We start from the raw sequence: 15,725 nt of genomic DNA, 5'->3' as shown, positions 1-15,725 counted from the left end.
GCAATGCGTCACTATTTAGATAAACTGCTGCAGTTTCGTATTGTCCGATTTGGCTTAACCGGTGGCATGGCTGCGTGTATTCATATCTCGGTTGCATTCCTTTTCTTGCACTTTATTGCGGATAACGTCTTTGTTGCCAACCTGTCGGGATTCGGCTGTGCGTTTATTTTTTCCTATATTGCCCAGTCATTAATCGTATTCAAATCACCGATTGCGTTTAAAAATGCGCTGCGCTTTTTTACGGTGCAGTTCTCAGCACTGTTACTTTCTCAGCTATTGAGTGAGCTCTTTGCTGATATTAATAGCTATATTCGTATTGTTTTGATTGTGTTCATTATTCCAATGATCACTTACCTCATACACAGAGTGTGGACTTTTTCTCACTCAACCAAACCAGACTATTCTGCTGATTGATAATAAAACCCTTACAGAGATGCTTGAATGAAACCCAATCACTTTTTAGCCAAACACTTCACCTTGCTCTACCGTTTCGGTTTTGTTCTTGGCATTGTGTTAGCCATTATCTATGCCCACCACCAGATCCTGCGTGGCGATCAAACCCAAATGCTCTTTAAGGGATATTTAGGTGCGTACAGCGACCTTTGGCTTAACTACGGTAACTTCGCCAGTACTGTGGGTAATTTACCGGGGTCATTGTCCGCTTGGCTGGTTGGCTGGCCGTTGATGGTCTGGGACTCCCCTTGGGCGCCAATGCTACTGATCATCGCATTACGCGTGGTCTCGTTTTTCTTGTTTGATAGCATCATCAAGCAAGTTTTTAGCTCAACAACCCGCTTGCTCTTTATGTTGTTGTACTGGCTGAGCCCTTGGCTGCTGTACGATACCTTGATGTATAACCCAGCTTATCTGTGTTTATTTGCTTCGATGCACTTTTGGTCAGCCTTTCAAATGCGCCATAAGCCATCCTTCATCTACAGCTTTATTCATGTCATCTCGATCGGCATGGCAATGCAACTGCACTTTTCATGGCCGATTTTGGCCGTAATGTCATCATATCTGTTCTACCGCGGTGTTATTAAAGTATCTTGGGCTGGCATCATTAGCGCCATGGTTGTCATCATCGCGTCACTGGTACCTTACCTGACTGAGTTGATGACCAATGATGCTCTAGTAGAAGAAAGTGACCGCTATATCGGCTGGGGGGGCGTACATGTTTACCCAGTTTTAAAAGCATTTTTGTATTGGGTTCGCTACGGTTCATTCCTGTTTTCTAACCGTATTATTACTGATGCAACCTTTGATTGGCTTACCACTGTCGGCTGGTTACAAACGGTAGTGCAGTATTTATGGCAAGCCGTGTTGTTTGTCGTTGGCGGCTTAACCGTGGTAGTTTCAGCCAAGATCAACTGGCGCTGTTGGAAGCTAATCCGTCCACAAATTCTGCGTGATAGTAAAAAAGTCGATGACATGACTTGGCTGCTACTTTTTGCGTTTGCCGCCATTTTTGGTATTTTCATCAGTGCTATTTTGTCACCAATTATCTTCTCGTACTGGCACTTAATTATCGCTTACCCATTTGGGCTAATACCGATCTTGTACCTTGCCGAGCAATGGCAACCAAGCAATCAACAAAAGTTCCTACAGTACTTTATGATAGCGGCAGGCTTCTTATTAGTGGTGAACCTTGTTGCAGCCCATGACAGTAATAAGTTTTCATACAAAGTCGATTACGCGCAACAAGTCGAACAGTATGTCGAACAAAATAAAGCACAATTAATAAAATAAACGAAGGGCTCCCATTGGAGCCCTTCTTATTTAGATCGTAAAATGAATCCAGCCTACTGATACAGAGATCACTATGATACGTACTCTCTACACACTCATTCTCGCCTTAGCATCACCTTTCTTGCTATACGGCCTTTATAAGAAAAAGCCTGGCAAACCCAGTGTTGGTCAGCGATGGGTTGAGCACTTTGGCTTCAGCCCCACATCAAGCCAATCAAAACCACTGTGGATCCATGCCGTCTCGGTGGGCGAGGTTATCGCAGCAAAACCCATTATTAAAGCGCTCAGAGAACAATACCCTAGTGTGCCACTGCTGATCACCACCACAACCTCAACAGGTGCAGAACAAGCGATGCAGTTAGGTGAAGGGGTTGAGCATCGCTATATGCCGATTGATTTTTCATGGACGGTGCGTGGCTTTCTTAAACGCATTCAACCGCGTGCCTTGCTCATCATGGAAACCGAGCTATGGCCCAATACGCTAGCAACCGTGAAGCAAGCTGGGCTGCCGATCACCGTACTCAATGCACGTTTATCAGAACGATCCAAACAGCGTTATCAACAATTTCAAACCGTGTTTGATCTGCTCAGCAACAACCTAGATCAGGTGATTTGCCAATACAAAGAAGATGCAGACCGCTTTATGGCACTAGGCATTGAGCAAAACAAAGTCTCTATCGCCGGTTCGGTCAAATTCGATATCACAGTCAATGCGGCAATCACCACGGCAGCCAGTGAACTCAAAACTAGCTTTAACCAACGTCCTGTTTGGATTGCTGCCAGCACTCACAGTGGCGAAGATGAAATTATTCTCAGGGCTCACCAACAAGTGCTTGCCCAAGTCCCTGATGCATTACTCGTGCTCGTACCGCGCCACCCTGAGCGCTTCGATAGCGTGGCCGATCTGATCAGCCAGCAATTTACAGTCAGTCGCCGTCACCACAGTGAGGCAGTTACCACACAAACCCAAGTCTATCTTGGCGATACCATGGGGGAGATGATGCTGCTATTTGCTTGTGCGGATGTTGCCTTTATGGGGGGAAGTTTACTCGGTGATAAAGTGGGAGGGCATAACATGCTAGAGCCAGCGGCACTGGCCAAACCGATACTGACAGGACCAAGCTTTTATAACTTTCAGATCATTACTGAGCAGTTAATGGCGCAGCAAGCATGCGCTATTTGCCATAACGATCAAGAAATCGCAGAACACGTCATTCGCCTATTCTCACAACCTGCATTACAGCAACAGCAAGGCAGTGCCGCGCTTGCCGTTGTTCAACAAAACCAAGGAGCGGTACAACGCACGCTGGAGCAGATTGCCCCCTACCTTGGTGAATACAGTCACTAACATACAAGCTTAACGCGTATAACCTTGCTCAAGGTATGCCCAGTGGGATTCTTGCCAGAGGATCCCACACTTCTTTAGCTCTTTATGCAATGAGCGCAGTAAGCGCTGTAAATTGCCCGCCTTCCAACTATCACCTTTACTTTGATAACATTTATCAAAATCAATCAACCAAAATGCACCCTCACCATCCATCAAAATATTATGGATGTTCAAGTCGGTGTGACACACCTGCAAATCATGCATCTGACGGATCAGAGCCCCGACTTTTAGCCACTCATCTTGACTGAGTGAACGTTGCTTTAACACTGCGACCAAATCACTCGCATTCGGGACTTTTTCGACTAGGATATCGGCTTGATAGTAGCAACCATGGCGCACTGCACGAGCAGCAACGGGCCGAGGAACATTCACACCGCCATCAACAAGCCGCTGCAATAAAGCTAGCTCTTGGGCACAACGAGTTTTCTCCCACCCTAAAAATACATAACTATCGGCAACCAAACGGCCAAATAAACCACCGCGGCGATAATGACGCAACGCCATCTCAAGCTTATCGGTTTTGACAAACCAGGTTGTACCCCGCCCTTTCGCTGAACCAATCACAGCATCACGTTGCTGCCAAAACTCAGCATCAAAGCTTGATTCTGGTGGTGTCATTAATAAATCTGGGTTCAACCAAATACGGCTATTTGCGGTAGAAAGCACATGCATAGTATTTAAAAAGCGCCATTTTACAATTGTAGGTGTCAGCTGCATAATGCAGGTTAATTCGGTATTGAGCAATCCAACATGGCCTTATTTTCTTCTCCACCCTCTTCTATTTGTATACTGCGCTTATCCGCGATTGGTGATGTATGTAATGCCAGCGCCATGGTAAATGCAATTCAACAGCAGTGGCCAAAAACTCACATTACTTGGGTGATGGGTGCCATGGAGGCCAAATTACTGGGCGACCTACCGAATGTCACCGTGATCCCTTTTGATAAAAAAAGCGGATTCAAAGGCTATCTAGCCCTGTGGAAAACCCTAAAGGGTCAACGTTTTGATGCCTTGCTACACATGCAAACCGCTTTACGTGCCAGCATAGCGAGCATAGGGATCCGTGCCACACACAAATTAGGGTTTGATAAAACACGCCGTAACGATCTACAGCAGCTTTTTATTAACCACTCAGTTCCATCCCCAACATCGCCTCATGTTCTTGATGGTTTCATGCAATTTGCCTTTGAGTTGGGCGTGTCTCGCTGCGAACCCAGCTGGAACATTCAATCACAACCCGTTGATATGGACTGGGCACACGCACAGCTGTCCACAAGCAAACCGAATTTAGTGATAGTGCCAGGTGCCAGTAAAGCCTACAAAAATTGGACAGCACAAGGCTACGCTGCTGTCGCCGATTACGCTGAAAACAAAGGCTTTCATATCGTGTTAGCGGGCAGCCCAGCCAGTGTTGAAACCGAACTTGCGCAGCAAGTTTGCCAACACTCTAAGGCCACACTCGTTAATTTGGTCGGTAAAAGCTCACTGACCCAGATGCAGGCGCTACTACAACAAGCCGATCTTGTTATTGCGCCCGATACTGGCCCTGCCCACATGGCTGTTGCGGCGAACACGCCCGTCATTGGCCTTTATGCGCACCATAATCCAGCCCGAACAGGGCCTTATTTATACCGTGACTATGTGGTCAGCGCCTATAAAGAAGCCATTGAAGCCGAAACAGGTAAAGACATCACGCAGCTATCATGGCGCTCTCGCGTCAAAGATAAACATGCGATGCAACGCATTCAATCAGATACCGTTATTACTATGCTTGATAAGGCCGTTGCCGACTTCAAGCTTATCAAGGAATAATCATGACAACGCAAACACCCACTCTTGCCGTTGCGCTCATCGTTAAAAATGAAGCCCAAAACCTGCAAGCCTGCTTAGACACAGTCAAAGGCTGGGTCGATGAAATTGTTGTCTTAGATTCTGGCTCGACCGACAACACCCAAGAAGTGGCGCTGCAATATACCGATAAGTTTTTTACCAATGAGGCTTGGCCGGGATTTGGCCCGCAACGCCGCTTGGCGCAAAGTCATGTTGAATCAGATTATGTACTATGGCTCGATGCCGATGAGCGTGTCACCCCAGAACTCAAAGCCAGCATACTGGCAGCAGTGGCTGCACCCGCAAAAGATACGGTCTACAGCATTCCACGATTAAGCTGGGTATTTGGCCGCTACATCAAGCACTGCGGTTGGTACCCTGATCGCGTATTACGCTTATACCCTACTCAGCTAACGCAATACGATGAATCGCTCGTGCACGAAAAAGTTGAAGTCACCGGTACCATGAAAACGGCGCCACTCACTGGTGATTTAATTCATTTCACGTATAACGACTTACATCATTACCTTGTTAAGTCGGCGGGCTATGCCAAAGCATGGGCAGATCAACGTGAAGCGCGAGGTAAAAAAAGCAGTATCAGCCAAGGACTGCTACATGCCATGGGCTGCTTTTTGAAAATGTATGTGGTGAAAGCAGGCTTTCTCGACGGCAAGCAAGGTTTCTTACTGTCAGTATTATCGGCGCATTCAACCTTTATCAAATACGCCGATTTGTGGATCAGGACCAGTACTGAGCCAGCCAAGGAGCTGTAGCAACTAATACATTGGGTATTGAGATTAAACTCATGTCCGTCGCCTGATCGCCTTGGTCTGCAGGCGGACAAAATGCTAAATGTCGCCCTTCACTATTTATGGTTTTCCAGCGTAACGGCGTTGCAGAACGCTTACTCGGGAAAAAACCGATAGTCGGTACATCAACCGTCGCTGCAATATGCAGCGGCCCTGTCGACCCAGCCACGAATAAATCGGCACAAGCAATCGAGCGAGTAAAATCAGGTAGCCCGTCATTTTTATCGTATACCTCGGCTTTTATTCCTTCGACTAACGCTTGCAGCTCTCGCGCTTTGTCTGCTTCACCAGGCCCTGCAGTCAGTACAAACTCACAATCATGCGCTTGCGCCAAGCCTTTAATCAAATCAGCATATTGCGCTAATGAAAGATTATTGGCAGAACCGCCACTACCAGCATGAACGAAACACCATTTCTTCATTTCATTTAAGCCTAAAGCACTCGCTAATTTGCTTTTCTGCTCGGCCAGCATGTTATCTGTAACGCTCAAGTAAGGCGCGCTTGGCTCAACAATATCGACACCGTTATCCGTTAAAAAATAACGAATAATATCTAAGTTATACTCATATTCAGGTTTTTCCGAACGTGAGCGACGCTGGGTCAAGCGACGATTATAAAGCAGCTGAGCCAGTTTAGTCGCAGGGGCAAGGCGATAAGGAATACGAGCTTGCCACATCAATTTGGCGTTATAACCATTGGAGAACAGACAAATCACAGCATTAAATGATGCCGTTTTGATCTGTTGAACCAATTGCTTTTTTGTCGTTTTATCCGCGTTAGATGTGCAATCGACAATGACATCATCAATCCAAGGGCATAGCTGCGCTAACTCCGCAGTATAAGCTGGGACTAAAGCGGTTACCTGGCAATCTGGCATTGATTGCTTCAGCATCGCAAAGCTCGGCCAAGCCAGCATAAAATCACCGATTTTATCATTGCGAACAACTAGCACTTTTTCCATTTCACCCTCAGCTTATTATGTCTTGGTTCTTCTTGTTACGATCATACTGATAAAACAGCATTTCGCTACATCTGGATAGAGAAACTCACCCATTATTTGGTAGCATATGGCCAATATTAAAAAAGGATCTCTGCGAGCATGAAAAAGAGCACACGCGTTATTTACCCAGGTACTTTTGATCCCATCACCAATGGGCACCTTGATCTGATTGAGCGTGCGGCAGCGATGTTTGACCATGTCATTGTGGGTATTGCAGCCAGTCCAAGCAAAAAGCCGCTGTTTAACCTGCAAGAACGCGTTGAACTTGCAAATCACATTACCCAGCATTTAGAAAACGTCACCATTGTTGGCTTCTCAGGGCTACTGGTTGATTTTGCCAAAGAGTATCAAGCGAATGTGCTGGTGCGAGGTCTGCGCGCAGTTTCTGATTTCGAGTACGAGTTCCAATTAGCAAACATGAACCGTCGCTTGATGCCTGAGCTAGAAACGGTATTTCTCACGCCAGCCGAAGAAAACTCCTTTATCTCTTCAACCATAGTGAAAGAAGTAGCACTACATAAAGGGGATGTTAGCCAGTTTGTTGATCCACATGTCACCGCAGAACTGATCAAAAAGCTGCATTGAGTCACGTATTGATTCTCAGAGAAAATCAAAAAAGGGAAGTGCGCACTTCCCTTTTCTATGTATCGCCATCAAGATTTATCAGCTAAACACTTATCAGGTATCAACCAAATAAAAGTCACGATACCAATCAACAAAGGCTTGGACACCTTCCGTCACTTTCACTTGCGGCAGATAGCCTGTAGCAGCAAATAAATCCTGCGTATCGGCATAGGTTGCGTACACATCACCCGGCTGCATCAGCATGAAGTTTTTCTTCGCTTCCACCCCTAAGGCTGTTTCTAATGCTGTGATGAAGTCCATCAACTTTACTGGGCTACCATGCCCTATGTTATACACTCGGTATGGGGCCGAACTTGTTGCAGGCGACCCCGTTTCAACAGCCCAATCCCTACTTGGCTCAGGGATCACATCCTGAATGCGAAGCACACCCTCAACAATATCATCGATATAAGTGAAGTCTCGGCTTAATTCACCATGGTTGTAAACATCAATTTGTTCACCTTCAAGAATCTTCTTGGTGAACTTAAACAACGCCATGTCAGGGCGCCCCCACGGCCCATAAACCGTGAAAAAGCGTAACCCTGTGGTCGGAATACCATATAAGTGAGAATAGGTATGCGCCATCAATTCATTGGATTTCTTCGTGGCAGCATAAAGAGAAATCGGGTGGTCGATACTATCGGCAGTATCAAATGGCATTTTCTGATTCAAGCCATACACCGAGCTTGATGAAGCATAGACAAGATGTTTAACCTTGTTATGACGACAGCCTTCAAGGATCGTCAAGTGACCCACTAGATTACTGTCCGCATAGGCCATCGGGTTATCAAGCGAATAGCGTACACCAGCTTGTGCTGCTAGGTGGATCACCCGATCAAACTGCTGCTCGGCAAATAACGCAGCGATACCCTCACGATCAGCGATATCTAAGGCCATAAAAGTAAACCGCTCATGCTGAATACGTACTAAACGGGCTTCTTTCAATGCTATGTCGTAGTAATCATTAAGATTATCGATACCAATAACCTGGTGACCTTGGGCACATAAACGCTCAGCAACCGCACTCCCGATAAACCCAGCTGCGCCTGTGACTAAATACTTCACATTTCCTCCAACTAGATAACAGGTTTAATGCTATCGCCTCGTCCTATCGCGTAATAATACAAGCCATATTCTTTCAATAGCTCAGGTTCGTACAAGTTTCTACCATCGACAATCACTTTTTCACGCAGTGTTTCCGCCAAGGCATCAAAATCTGGCGCCCTAAAATTGGTCCACTCAGTACAAATCACCAAGGCATCTGCATTTTTTAACGCCGCCTCTTTGGTTCCCATCAAGAGTAAATCATCGCGTTCACCATAAATCCGCTGACACTCTTCCATTGCCTCAGGATCAAAGGCTTGTACCTTAGCACCTGCTTTCCAAAGTGCTTCGATCAACACGCGACTTGGGGCTTCTCGCATATCATCAGTGTTTGGTTTAAAAGCCAACCCCCATACAGCAATAGTTTTACCTTGCAAATCACCCTCGAAGTGGCGCATTAACGCATCTGATAACTTCTCTTTTTGACGAGAGTTAACACGCTCAACGGCTTCAAGTAATTCAGAGTGGTAATCAATGGCACAAGAGGTACGCACCAAAGCTTGTACATCTTTCGGAAAACACGACCCACCATAGCCACAACCAGGGTAAATAAAGTGATAACCAATACGAGGATCAGAACCTATCCCTTTACGCACTTGCTCAATATCTGCACCTAGCTTTTCAGCTAAGTTAGACATTTCATTCATAAAGGATATTTTAGTCGCCAGCATACAATTAGCCGCGTATTTGGTGAGTTCAGCCGAGCGCACATCCATAAAATAAATCTTGTCACGATTACGATTAAACGGCGCATACAACTCTCGCATTCGACGTTTCACTTTTTCAGAATCGGTACCGACAATAATACGATCAGGTTTACGACAATCTGAAACTGCCGCCCCTTCTTTCAAAAATTCAGGGTTAGAAGCAACATCAAAGGTGAGATCTTCATTGCGCTCTTGCAACACTCTAGCCACATGCGCTTTGACTTTATCTGCCGTGCCAACAGGAACAGTCGACTTAGTGACAATGATTTGATGGGAGGTCATATGGGTAGCAATGGTTTCAGCGACAGATAACACATACTGTAAATCGGCAGAACCATCCTCATCAGGTGGTGTTCCAACGGCAATAAACTGAATTTTACCATGCGCAACACCAGCAGCCATATCTGATGTAAAAATCATACTGCCCGCTTCAATATTTTCTTGCACTAAGGTGGCTAACCCTGGTTCAAAGATAGGTACTATACCCTGTTTTAGAGTGTCGACTTTGTGCTGATCAATATCGACACACATCACCTCATGTCCAACTTCAGCCAGTACAGCAGCTTGAACCAAGCCAACATACCCAATACCAAATACCGTTACTTTCATGCTCTATCCCTTTTAACCTACGAACATCATACCGCGACTTGCATGCTCTATCCCTTTCACCAGCATTTTTTTGCAATAAACGAACAATGAATGAGTACAAAATAGAGAATAGTATGAATTCATCAGAGGCTAAAAATATTCTCGGTAATCACTATAACTGGCATTCACTACAATAAAATGTAGCACGCTGACCAATTTTTATTTGATTTAGCGGAGCATCGCACCGCGGGCATGCTTGCCCGCCTTTGCCGTAAACCTGTAATTCCTGCGCAAAATAACCGGGTTTACCGTCAGCATTCTTGAAGTCTTTTAAGGTGGTACCGCCTTGTTCAATCGCAAAAGCCAGTACTGACTTTATTTCAGCAACTAACTTAGTGACCTCTGCTTTCGTCAATTTACTCGCAGGGCGTTGTGGTGAAATTTTTGCGCTAAATAGCGCTTCATTAGCATAGATATTACCCACGCCCACGACGATGTGATTATCCATAATAAATTGCTTTACCACAGTGCGGCGCCCTTGCGCCTTTTCAAACAAATAATCAGCATCAAATTCAGCCTCTAACGGCTCAGGGCCCAACTTCGTTAATACTTGATGTAATTCGTTAAGATCAGCCCACAACCACGCACCAAACCGACGAGGGTCGTTATAACGCAACATCTCACCGCTCGCTAAGACAAGATCAACATGATCATGTTTATCTGGGGGCGTAGCTGCAGGCAGTACCCGCAAACTACCTGACATCCCCAAATGGACGATGGCAGTACCAACAGCAGTGTGCAAAAGCAAATACTTAGCACGACGAGTAACCTGCGTAATCACCTGCCCTTCAATGGCTGTTATCGCTTCAGGGATTGGCCAACGCAGCTTAGGGTTGCGAATAGTAATGCGCGACACCGTTTGTCCAGCGACATGCGGTGAAATACCCATACGGCTCACTTCCACTTCCGGTAATTCAGGCATTTTGGCTCCTCATTTTATGGCTTATCGCTTATGGTGAAGGAAATAAATAGGTCGGTTCTACAGACACGGCTAACCATTGTGCCTGCCAGTTTTTTAATAACCAGAACTGTGGAAGTTGATAGACAGTCACTCTGACAGGTTCTTCATAGGCTTGTAGCCAAATTTCAACGGTTCTCGGCTGAGTCAGCTGAGGTTGTAACTTGGTCATCATCGCCTCATCGACAGGTGTTCCCGCCAATGTCGCCCAGTGGCTCACCACATCCACCTGCGCTGTTTGCTCACCACCAGCGATATGCCAATCGTCGCCCTGACGAATATAGTGCTGTTCAGGCAAGATAAGCTGATCAATGACGGCGTGTGCGGGTAATAAGGTACTCAGGGTTACTGGAGGCGATGCTGTGCCATATTTCTGCTTGATCAAAGTAGGTAGTTGGATCACGGCAATAAAAATAATAACCGCAAAGATAATGACATTGTTCCAACCACGGCGAGATAACTTCATGGATACGCTCCTTTTTATCTTAACCATTATACCATTGATGCCATAACGCGAAGCGCTAAGACAAGAAACAAGAGAAAGAAAGACACAAGCAGTACAGATGAAAGCAGCAAGCATGATCAGCGAGTAATGGAGCAGGCATTAAAGCAGAATAGAAGGGAATCCACATTTTTCAGGTATAAAAAAACCCAGACAATGCTGGGTTTTTATCAAAGATTTTAAAATCAATTACTTGATTTTAGCTTCTTTGTACATAACGTGCTGGCGAACTACAGGATCAAATTTCTTGATCTCAAATTTGCCTGGCATGTTACGCTTGTTTTTGTCGGTAGTGTAGAAGTGGCCTGTACCAGCAGATGATACTAGACGGATCTTCTCACGAATGCCTTTAGCCATTGTTCAAATCCTCTTAAACGTTCTCGCCGCGAGTACGCATATCTGCAAGAACGACATCAATGCCTTTCTTATCAATGATACGCATACCTTTCGCAGAAAGGCGTAGTTTAACGAAGCGTTTTTCGCTTTCTACCCAGAAACGATGAGTTTGCAGGTTCGGCAGAAAACGACGCTTGGTGGCATTACGTGCGTGTGAACGGTTGTTACCCGTTACAGGACGCTTACCAGTTACTTGGCATACTCGGGACATTACTGTCTTCTCCAAATCGTTTCAGCTCGATATCTACTGTGATTAATTCAATACGAAAAAACTTTTCACATATAACCACAGCTATCAAAGGTCGCGCATTATACTAAGTCAAAACCAGTTGCTCAAGTCCCGAGCAGATCCTTTCTTCACTTTTTGTTCAAAAAACGACTATTTTATAGCCAATCTCGTTCAGAAAAAGAAATGATTTCCCCATCACCCACAACAAAGTGGTCAAGAACTCGAATATCCACCAATGCAAGTGCATCCGTGATTCTTCGGGTTATTCGACGGTCAGCCTGACTAGGTTCAGCTACGCCTGACGGGTGATTATGCGCTAAAATGAGCGCGGCTGCATTAAGTTCCAGTGATCTTTTTACCACTTCGCGTGGATAAACTGCCGCAGAGTCGATCGTTCCTTCAAACAAAACCTCGCCAGCTATGACTCTGTACTGATTATCGAGAAATAAAATATAAAAAACTTCACGCTGCCGATCGCGCAATATTTGGCTCAAATATTGCCTTGTTTGTTGCGGACTCGTCAGCACATCCCCTTTTTTGAGGGTTTCCTCCAGGTGCCGATGACTCATTTCGAGCACCGCTTGTAATTGCACATACTTAGCAGGGCCAAGCCCTTTGACTTCGCAAAAGCGCTTTTCGTCAGCAGCCAATAATGCCCGTAAGGATCCAAATTCACTCAAAAGCAAAGCGGATAGCTCAATAACGTTGATCCCCGGCAGCCCTGTACGCAAAAAAATGGCTAATAATTCTGCGTCCGTCAGCGCTTTTGCCCCAAACTGTAAAAGCTTTTCCCGTGGAAGAAGCGTACTCGGTAAATTTTTTAATGTCATAACGGCCTCTTTAAGTCATTCCCTACGCTTGAACCCTCTCCGTAAAAATACAAATTTGATCGCGATAGGTTACGAGCCGCTCATCGTTTTTCAGCGCAATCTAGCACCAGAAATACATGCGTTTGTGAGCCTAGTAACGAGATAACCCCATCACTAAGCTGGAATTACACCTTGCTTGAAATGATAGGTATAGCCAGCATCTAGCCAAGGCTCGATTGATCTCAAACGATGAATCACGCGATATTTGATGCTATCGTGTGGCCCTTGTTTTTGGTTAATCAGGCAATCTCATGCAAACGCTAGCAGGAAAAAAAATACTTCTCGGAATTAGTGGTGGTATCGCCGCATACAAGTGCGCAGAGCTCACTCGACGCCTTATCGAGCGCGGTGCTCAGGTACAAGTCGTGATGACCAAAGCAGCACAAGAATTTATTACGCCCCTAACGATGCAAGCCGTCTCTGGCAACCCAGTATCGAGCAGCCTACTCGATCCTGCCGCTGAAGCTTCAATGAGTCATATTGAGCTGGCTAAATGGGCCGACATGGTTTTATTGGCTCCTGCGACAGCGGATCTGATAGCCCGAGTCAGTGCGGGGATGGGCAATGATTTGCTCTCTACCTTATGCCTTGCAACAGATTCGCCGATTGTGGTTGCACCAGCCATGAATCAGCAGATGTACCGCAATATTGCGACCCAAGAAAACATCGCAACCTTAAAGCGCCGTGGTTTCCATGTGTGGGGACCAGCAAGTGGTGAACAAGCCTGTGGTGATGTTGGCCCTGGTCGTATGCTAGAACCAATGGAGCTAGTACATCATGCGGAAGCTTTTTTTCAACCTGCAGACCTCACAGATATTTCACTGACCATTACTGCAGGGCCAACCCGTGAAGCCCTCGATCCTGTGCGTTATATTTCCAACCACAGTTCCGGCAAAATGGGCTTTGCTATTGCCCAAGCAGCCGCAGAGCGTGGCGCAAAAGTCACTTTGATTAGTGGCCCAGTGAACTTACCCACGCCACAGGGTGTCACTCGCGTTGATGTAGAGAGCGCCGAACAGATGCACCAAGCCGCCATGGACCATGCACCTCAACATCATATTTTTGTTGCTTGTGCCGCGGTTGCTGATTTCCGCCCAGCCACTGTCGCTGAGCAGAAGATGAAAAAACAAAGTGATGAAGACACCATGACGCTCACTTTAGTGAAAAACCCCGATATCGTAGCAAGTGTGGCTGCGTTAACAGACAAGCGCCCATTTACCGTTGGCTTTGCTGCTGAAACCCAAGATGTCGAGCAATATGCACGTGGTAAGCTGACCCGTAAGCAGCTTGATCTGATTTGTGCCAACGATGTCGCGCAGCAAGGGCAAGGGTTCAATAGCGATAAAAATGCCCTGCACTTGTACTGGCCAAGCGGCGACAAAGCCCTGCCACTGACAGACAAGAGTGAACTCGGCAAACAACTTATCAATGAAATCACGGCGCTCTATCGCAGCCACTAACTGGGCGATAGATAGTTATAGTACAAACTAAATATCCCAGCTTGACACCCAACCTTGCGGTATCAAGTTGGCATCACGAAACATGTCTTTAAAGAGAACAAGATGAAAAAAATCGACCTAAAAATCCTAGACCCACGTGTCGGCAATGAATTTCCACTACCCGCTTACGCTACCGAAGGATCGGCTGGTCTTGATTTACGCGCCTGCTTAGATGAAGCACTAACCGTCGAGCCTGGTCAAACCCACCTTGTTCCAACAGGTCTGGCGATTCATATTGGCGATCCTAGCCTAGCAGCCACGATTTTACCCCGCTCTGGCCTTGGCCATAAACACGGTATTGTCTTAGGTAACTTAGTCGGTTTAATTGATTCAGACTACCAAGGTCAGCTAATGGTTTCAGTATGGAACCGCGGTCAATCAACCTTTACGATTGAACCTGGCGACCGTATTGCTCAGTTGGTATTCGTGCCTGTGGTACAAGCTGACTTTAACATCGTGAATGATTTTGATAGCAGCGATCGCGGTGAAGGTGGCTTTGGTCATTCCGGTCGTCAATAAACCGCAGCAGATCATCAGCAAAAAGTCATCGCTATTAAAAGCGATCTAACGCAACCTTCAGGTTGCGTTTTTTTTGCCGATACAATTTTTTTACCGATAACTCAGCACTATCAGCAGCTAACACTTTTCTCTGTGTCAGCGCACCGTTAAGATAGGCGGGTTTTTTATACCCAGCGAACAATGCATCTCGGTTTATTGACCGAGTGCCAATCTGTGGTACTCATTTCGAAAAGGAACGGTTATTCATGGCAGGCAACAAAAAAAACAATCGCCGCGAAGAGATTCTACAAGCTTTGGCACAAATGCTAGAGTCAGCACAAGGTAGCCAACGTATTACAACGGCCAAACTTGCTGCTCAAGTAGGCGTATCAGAAGCTGCACTCTACCGTCATTTTCCAAGCAAAGCGCGTATGTTTGAAGGCCTGATTGAGTTTATTGAAGATTCAATCACTACCCGCATCAACCGTATCCTAGATGAAGAAAAAGACACCCTGAACCGCCTTCGCATGGTGTTACAGCTGATCTTAGTCTTCGCCGAGCGTAACCCAGGTTTAACCCGTATCATGACGGGCCATGCGCTGATGTTTGAACAAGACCGTCTGCAAGCACGTATCAATCAGCTGTTTGAGCGTATCGAAACCCAACTGCGTCAAGTGCTGCGTGAGCGTAAGCTACGTGAAGGCAAAGGCTTTCCTGTCGATGAAAGTATCTTGGCGGCACAGTTGTTAGGCCAAGTAGAAGGTAGCCTAAGCCGCTACGTACGGTCTAACTTCAAGCATAAGCCGACGGATAGCTTTGATGATTACTGGGCACTGCTGAGTGCACAGCTAGGTTAAGTACATTCAATGCCCAAACACCAACAAAAAGGCTTGCCCAGTGGCAAGCCTTTTTTTGTCAT

The 15,725-nt window shown here is 46.1% G+C and carries 18 protein-coding genes; 9 read left to right on the top strand and 9 right to left on the bottom strand.

The window, feature by feature from the left end; genetic code table 11:
* The first annotated feature begins 3 nt into the window (after positions 1 to 3).
* The 3 genes from OCU77_RS00840 (at position 4) to waaA (ending at position 3,094) form a co-directional block, all read left to right on the top strand.
* Complete coding sequence (locus OCU77_RS00840; RefSeq protein ID WP_048898836.1) at positions 4 to 414, top strand: GtrA family protein; 411 nt, start codon at positions 4 to 6, stop codon at positions 412 to 414.
* 27 nt (positions 415 to 441) lie between these two features.
* Positions 442 to 1,746, top strand: a complete 1,305-nt coding sequence (locus tag OCU77_RS00835; protein ID WP_048898835.1) for a 3-deoxy-D-manno-octulosonic acid transferase — start codon at positions 442 to 444, stop codon at positions 1,744 to 1,746.
* Positions 1,747 to 1,822: 76 nt separating this feature from the next.
* Positions 1,823 to 3,094, top strand: coding sequence for a lipid IV(A) 3-deoxy-D-manno-octulosonic acid transferase (gene waaA, locus OCU77_RS00830; RefSeq protein WP_107302843.1), 1,272 nt, complete (start codon positions 1,823 to 1,825; stop codon positions 3,092 to 3,094).
* Between the two features lie 9 nt (positions 3,095 to 3,103).
* Here waaA and OCU77_RS00825 read toward each other — a convergent pair whose 3' ends face one another.
* A complete protein-coding gene (locus OCU77_RS00825; RefSeq protein WP_048898924.1) occupies positions 3,104 to 3,805 on the bottom strand; it encodes a 3-deoxy-D-manno-octulosonic acid kinase in 702 nt (233 codons plus the stop codon).
* Positions 3,806 to 3,883: 78 nt separating this feature from the next.
* On the opposite strand from OCU77_RS00825, the gene OCU77_RS00820 reads away from it, so the two are divergent.
* Positions 3,884 to 4,945, top strand: a complete 1,062-nt coding sequence (locus OCU77_RS00820) for a glycosyltransferase family 9 protein (RefSeq protein WP_048898834.1) — start codon at positions 3,884 to 3,886, stop codon at positions 4,943 to 4,945.
* Between the two features lie 2 nt (positions 4,946 to 4,947).
* Positions 4,948 to 5,736 carry a glycosyltransferase family 2 protein gene (locus OCU77_RS00815; RefSeq protein WP_048898833.1) on the top strand — a complete coding sequence of 263 codons (789 nt, stop codon included), beginning with the start codon at positions 4,948 to 4,950 and terminating at the stop codon, positions 5,734 to 5,736.
* On the opposite strand, the gene OCU77_RS00810 is transcribed toward OCU77_RS00815, so the two are convergent.
* Complete coding sequence (locus OCU77_RS00810; protein WP_048898832.1) at positions 5,702 to 6,733, bottom strand: glycosyltransferase family 9 protein; 1,032 nt, start codon at positions 6,731 to 6,733, stop codon at positions 5,702 to 5,704. The two genes, OCU77_RS00815 and OCU77_RS00810, sit on opposite strands and share 35 nt — an antisense overlap.
* A gap of 138 nt (positions 6,734 to 6,871) precedes the next feature.
* Here OCU77_RS00810 and coaD point away from each other — a divergent pair, with 138 nt between their 5' ends.
* On the top strand, positions 6,872 to 7,357 hold the full coding sequence (gene coaD, locus OCU77_RS00805) for a pantetheine-phosphate adenylyltransferase (protein ID WP_048898831.1): 486 nt from the start codon (positions 6,872 to 6,874) through the stop codon (positions 7,355 to 7,357).
* 93 nt (positions 7,358 to 7,450) lie between these two features.
* Here coaD and OCU77_RS00800 read toward each other — a convergent pair whose 3' ends face one another.
* The 7 genes from OCU77_RS00800 to radC form a co-directional block, all read right to left on the bottom strand.
* Positions 7,451 to 8,461: an NAD-dependent epimerase gene (locus tag OCU77_RS00800; RefSeq protein ID WP_048898830.1), complete on the bottom strand. Its 1,011-nt coding sequence runs from the start codon at positions 8,459 to 8,461 to the stop codon at positions 7,451 to 7,453.
* An 11-nt stretch (positions 8,462 to 8,472) separates the two neighbouring features.
* Positions 8,473 to 9,816: a UDP-glucose dehydrogenase family protein gene (locus tag OCU77_RS00795; protein WP_048898829.1), complete on the bottom strand. Its 1,344-nt coding sequence runs from the start codon at positions 9,814 to 9,816 to the stop codon at positions 8,473 to 8,475.
* Between the two features lie 151 nt (positions 9,817 to 9,967).
* Positions 9,968 to 10,777 (bottom strand): bifunctional DNA-formamidopyrimidine glycosylase/DNA-(apurinic or apyrimidinic site) lyase, encoded by an 810-nt coding sequence (gene mutM / locus OCU77_RS00790; protein ID WP_048898828.1) that lies wholly within the window; start codon positions 10,775 to 10,777, stop codon positions 9,968 to 9,970.
* A 28-nt stretch (positions 10,778 to 10,805) separates the two neighbouring features.
* Positions 10,806 to 11,279, bottom strand: a complete 474-nt coding sequence (locus OCU77_RS00785; RefSeq protein ID WP_048898827.1) for a hypothetical protein — start codon at positions 11,277 to 11,279, stop codon at positions 10,806 to 10,808.
* 225 nt (positions 11,280 to 11,504) lie between these two features.
* Positions 11,505 to 11,672, bottom strand: coding sequence for a 50S ribosomal protein L33 (gene rpmG, locus OCU77_RS00780; protein WP_002535344.1), 168 nt, complete (start codon positions 11,670 to 11,672; stop codon positions 11,505 to 11,507).
* Between the two features lie 13 nt (positions 11,673 to 11,685).
* Positions 11,686 to 11,922 (bottom strand): 50S ribosomal protein L28, encoded by a 237-nt coding sequence (rpmB, locus tag OCU77_RS00775; RefSeq protein ID WP_048898826.1) that lies wholly within the window; start codon positions 11,920 to 11,922, stop codon positions 11,686 to 11,688.
* Between the two features lie 173 nt (positions 11,923 to 12,095).
* Complete coding sequence (radC, locus tag OCU77_RS00770) at positions 12,096 to 12,770, bottom strand: RadC family protein (RefSeq protein ID WP_048898825.1); 675 nt, start codon at positions 12,768 to 12,770, stop codon at positions 12,096 to 12,098.
* 290 nt (positions 12,771 to 13,060) lie between these two features.
* Here radC and coaBC point away from each other — a divergent pair, with 290 nt between their 5' ends.
* From coaBC to slmA, 3 genes are all read left to right on the top strand, one after another.
* The gene (gene coaBC / locus OCU77_RS00765; protein ID WP_048898824.1) at positions 13,061 to 14,269 is read left to right on the top strand and encodes a bifunctional phosphopantothenoylcysteine decarboxylase/phosphopantothenate--cysteine ligase CoaBC; all 1,209 of its coding nucleotides are present in this window, start codon (positions 13,061 to 13,063) and stop codon (positions 14,267 to 14,269) included.
* Positions 14,270 to 14,371: 102 nt separating this feature from the next.
* Entirely contained in the window at positions 14,372 to 14,827 is a 456-nt protein-coding gene (gene dut / locus OCU77_RS00760; RefSeq protein ID WP_048898823.1) for a dUTP diphosphatase, read from the top strand.
* 245 nt (positions 14,828 to 15,072) lie between these two features.
* On the top strand, positions 15,073 to 15,663 hold the full coding sequence (slmA, locus tag OCU77_RS00755) for a nucleoid occlusion factor SlmA (protein ID WP_048898822.1): 591 nt from the start codon (positions 15,073 to 15,075) through the stop codon (positions 15,661 to 15,663).
* Positions 15,664 to 15,725: the final 62 nt, after the last annotated feature.

It is taken from the genome of Photobacterium swingsii, from assembly GCF_024346715.1.
Lineage (GTDB): Bacteria > Pseudomonadota > Gammaproteobacteria > Enterobacterales > Vibrionaceae > Photobacterium > Photobacterium swingsii.
The sequence above is the reverse complement of the archived record's forward strand: the minus strand, read 5'-3'. Positions and strand labels throughout refer to the sequence as shown.

Excerpts from the sequence above, each read along its gene's own strand:
- OCU77_RS00840 (WP_048898836.1), top strand. The coding sequence starts at position 4 with ATGCGTCACTATTTAGATAAACTGCTGCAGTTTCGTATTGTCCGATTT.
- OCU77_RS00835 (WP_048898835.1), top strand. The coding sequence starts at position 442 with ATGAAACCCAATCACTTTTTAGCCAAACACTTCACCTTGCTCTACCGT.
- OCU77_RS00825 (WP_048898924.1), bottom strand. The coding sequence starts at position 3,805 with ATGCATGTGCTTTCTACCGCAAATAGCCGTATTTGGTTGAACCCAGAT.
- OCU77_RS00820 (WP_048898834.1), top strand. The coding sequence starts at position 3,884 with ATGGCCTTATTTTCTTCTCCACCCTCTTCTATTTGTATACTGCGCTTA.
- OCU77_RS00815 (WP_048898833.1), top strand. The coding sequence starts at position 4,948 with ATGACAACGCAAACACCCACTCTTGCCGTTGCGCTCATCGTTAAAAAT.
- OCU77_RS00810 (WP_048898832.1), bottom strand. The coding sequence starts at position 6,733 with ATGGAAAAAGTGCTAGTTGTTCGCAATGATAAAATCGGTGATTTTATG.
- coaD (WP_048898831.1), top strand. The coding sequence starts at position 6,872 with ATGAAAAAGAGCACACGCGTTATTTACCCAGGTACTTTTGATCCCATC.
- OCU77_RS00795 (WP_048898829.1), bottom strand. The coding sequence starts at position 9,816 with ATGAAAGTAACGGTATTTGGTATTGGGTATGTTGGCTTGGTTCAAGCT.
- mutM (WP_048898828.1), bottom strand. The coding sequence starts at position 10,777 with ATGCCTGAATTACCGGAAGTGGAAGTGAGCCGTATGGGTATTTCACCG.
- OCU77_RS00785 (WP_048898827.1), bottom strand. The coding sequence starts at position 11,279 with ATGAAGTTATCTCGCCGTGGTTGGAACAATGTCATTATCTTTGCGGTT.
- rpmG (WP_002535344.1), bottom strand. The coding sequence starts at position 11,672 with ATGGCTAAAGGCATTCGTGAGAAGATCCGTCTAGTATCATCTGCTGGT.
- rpmB (WP_048898826.1), bottom strand. The coding sequence starts at position 11,922 with ATGTCCCGAGTATGCCAAGTAACTGGTAAGCGTCCTGTAACGGGTAAC.
- radC (WP_048898825.1), bottom strand. The coding sequence starts at position 12,770 with ATGACATTAAAAAATTTACCGAGTACGCTTCTTCCACGGGAAAAGCTT.
- coaBC (WP_048898824.1), top strand. The coding sequence starts at position 13,061 with ATGCAAACGCTAGCAGGAAAAAAAATACTTCTCGGAATTAGTGGTGGT.
- dut (WP_048898823.1), top strand. The coding sequence starts at position 14,372 with ATGAAAAAAATCGACCTAAAAATCCTAGACCCACGTGTCGGCAATGAA.
- slmA (WP_048898822.1), top strand. The coding sequence starts at position 15,073 with ATGGCAGGCAACAAAAAAAACAATCGCCGCGAAGAGATTCTACAAGCT.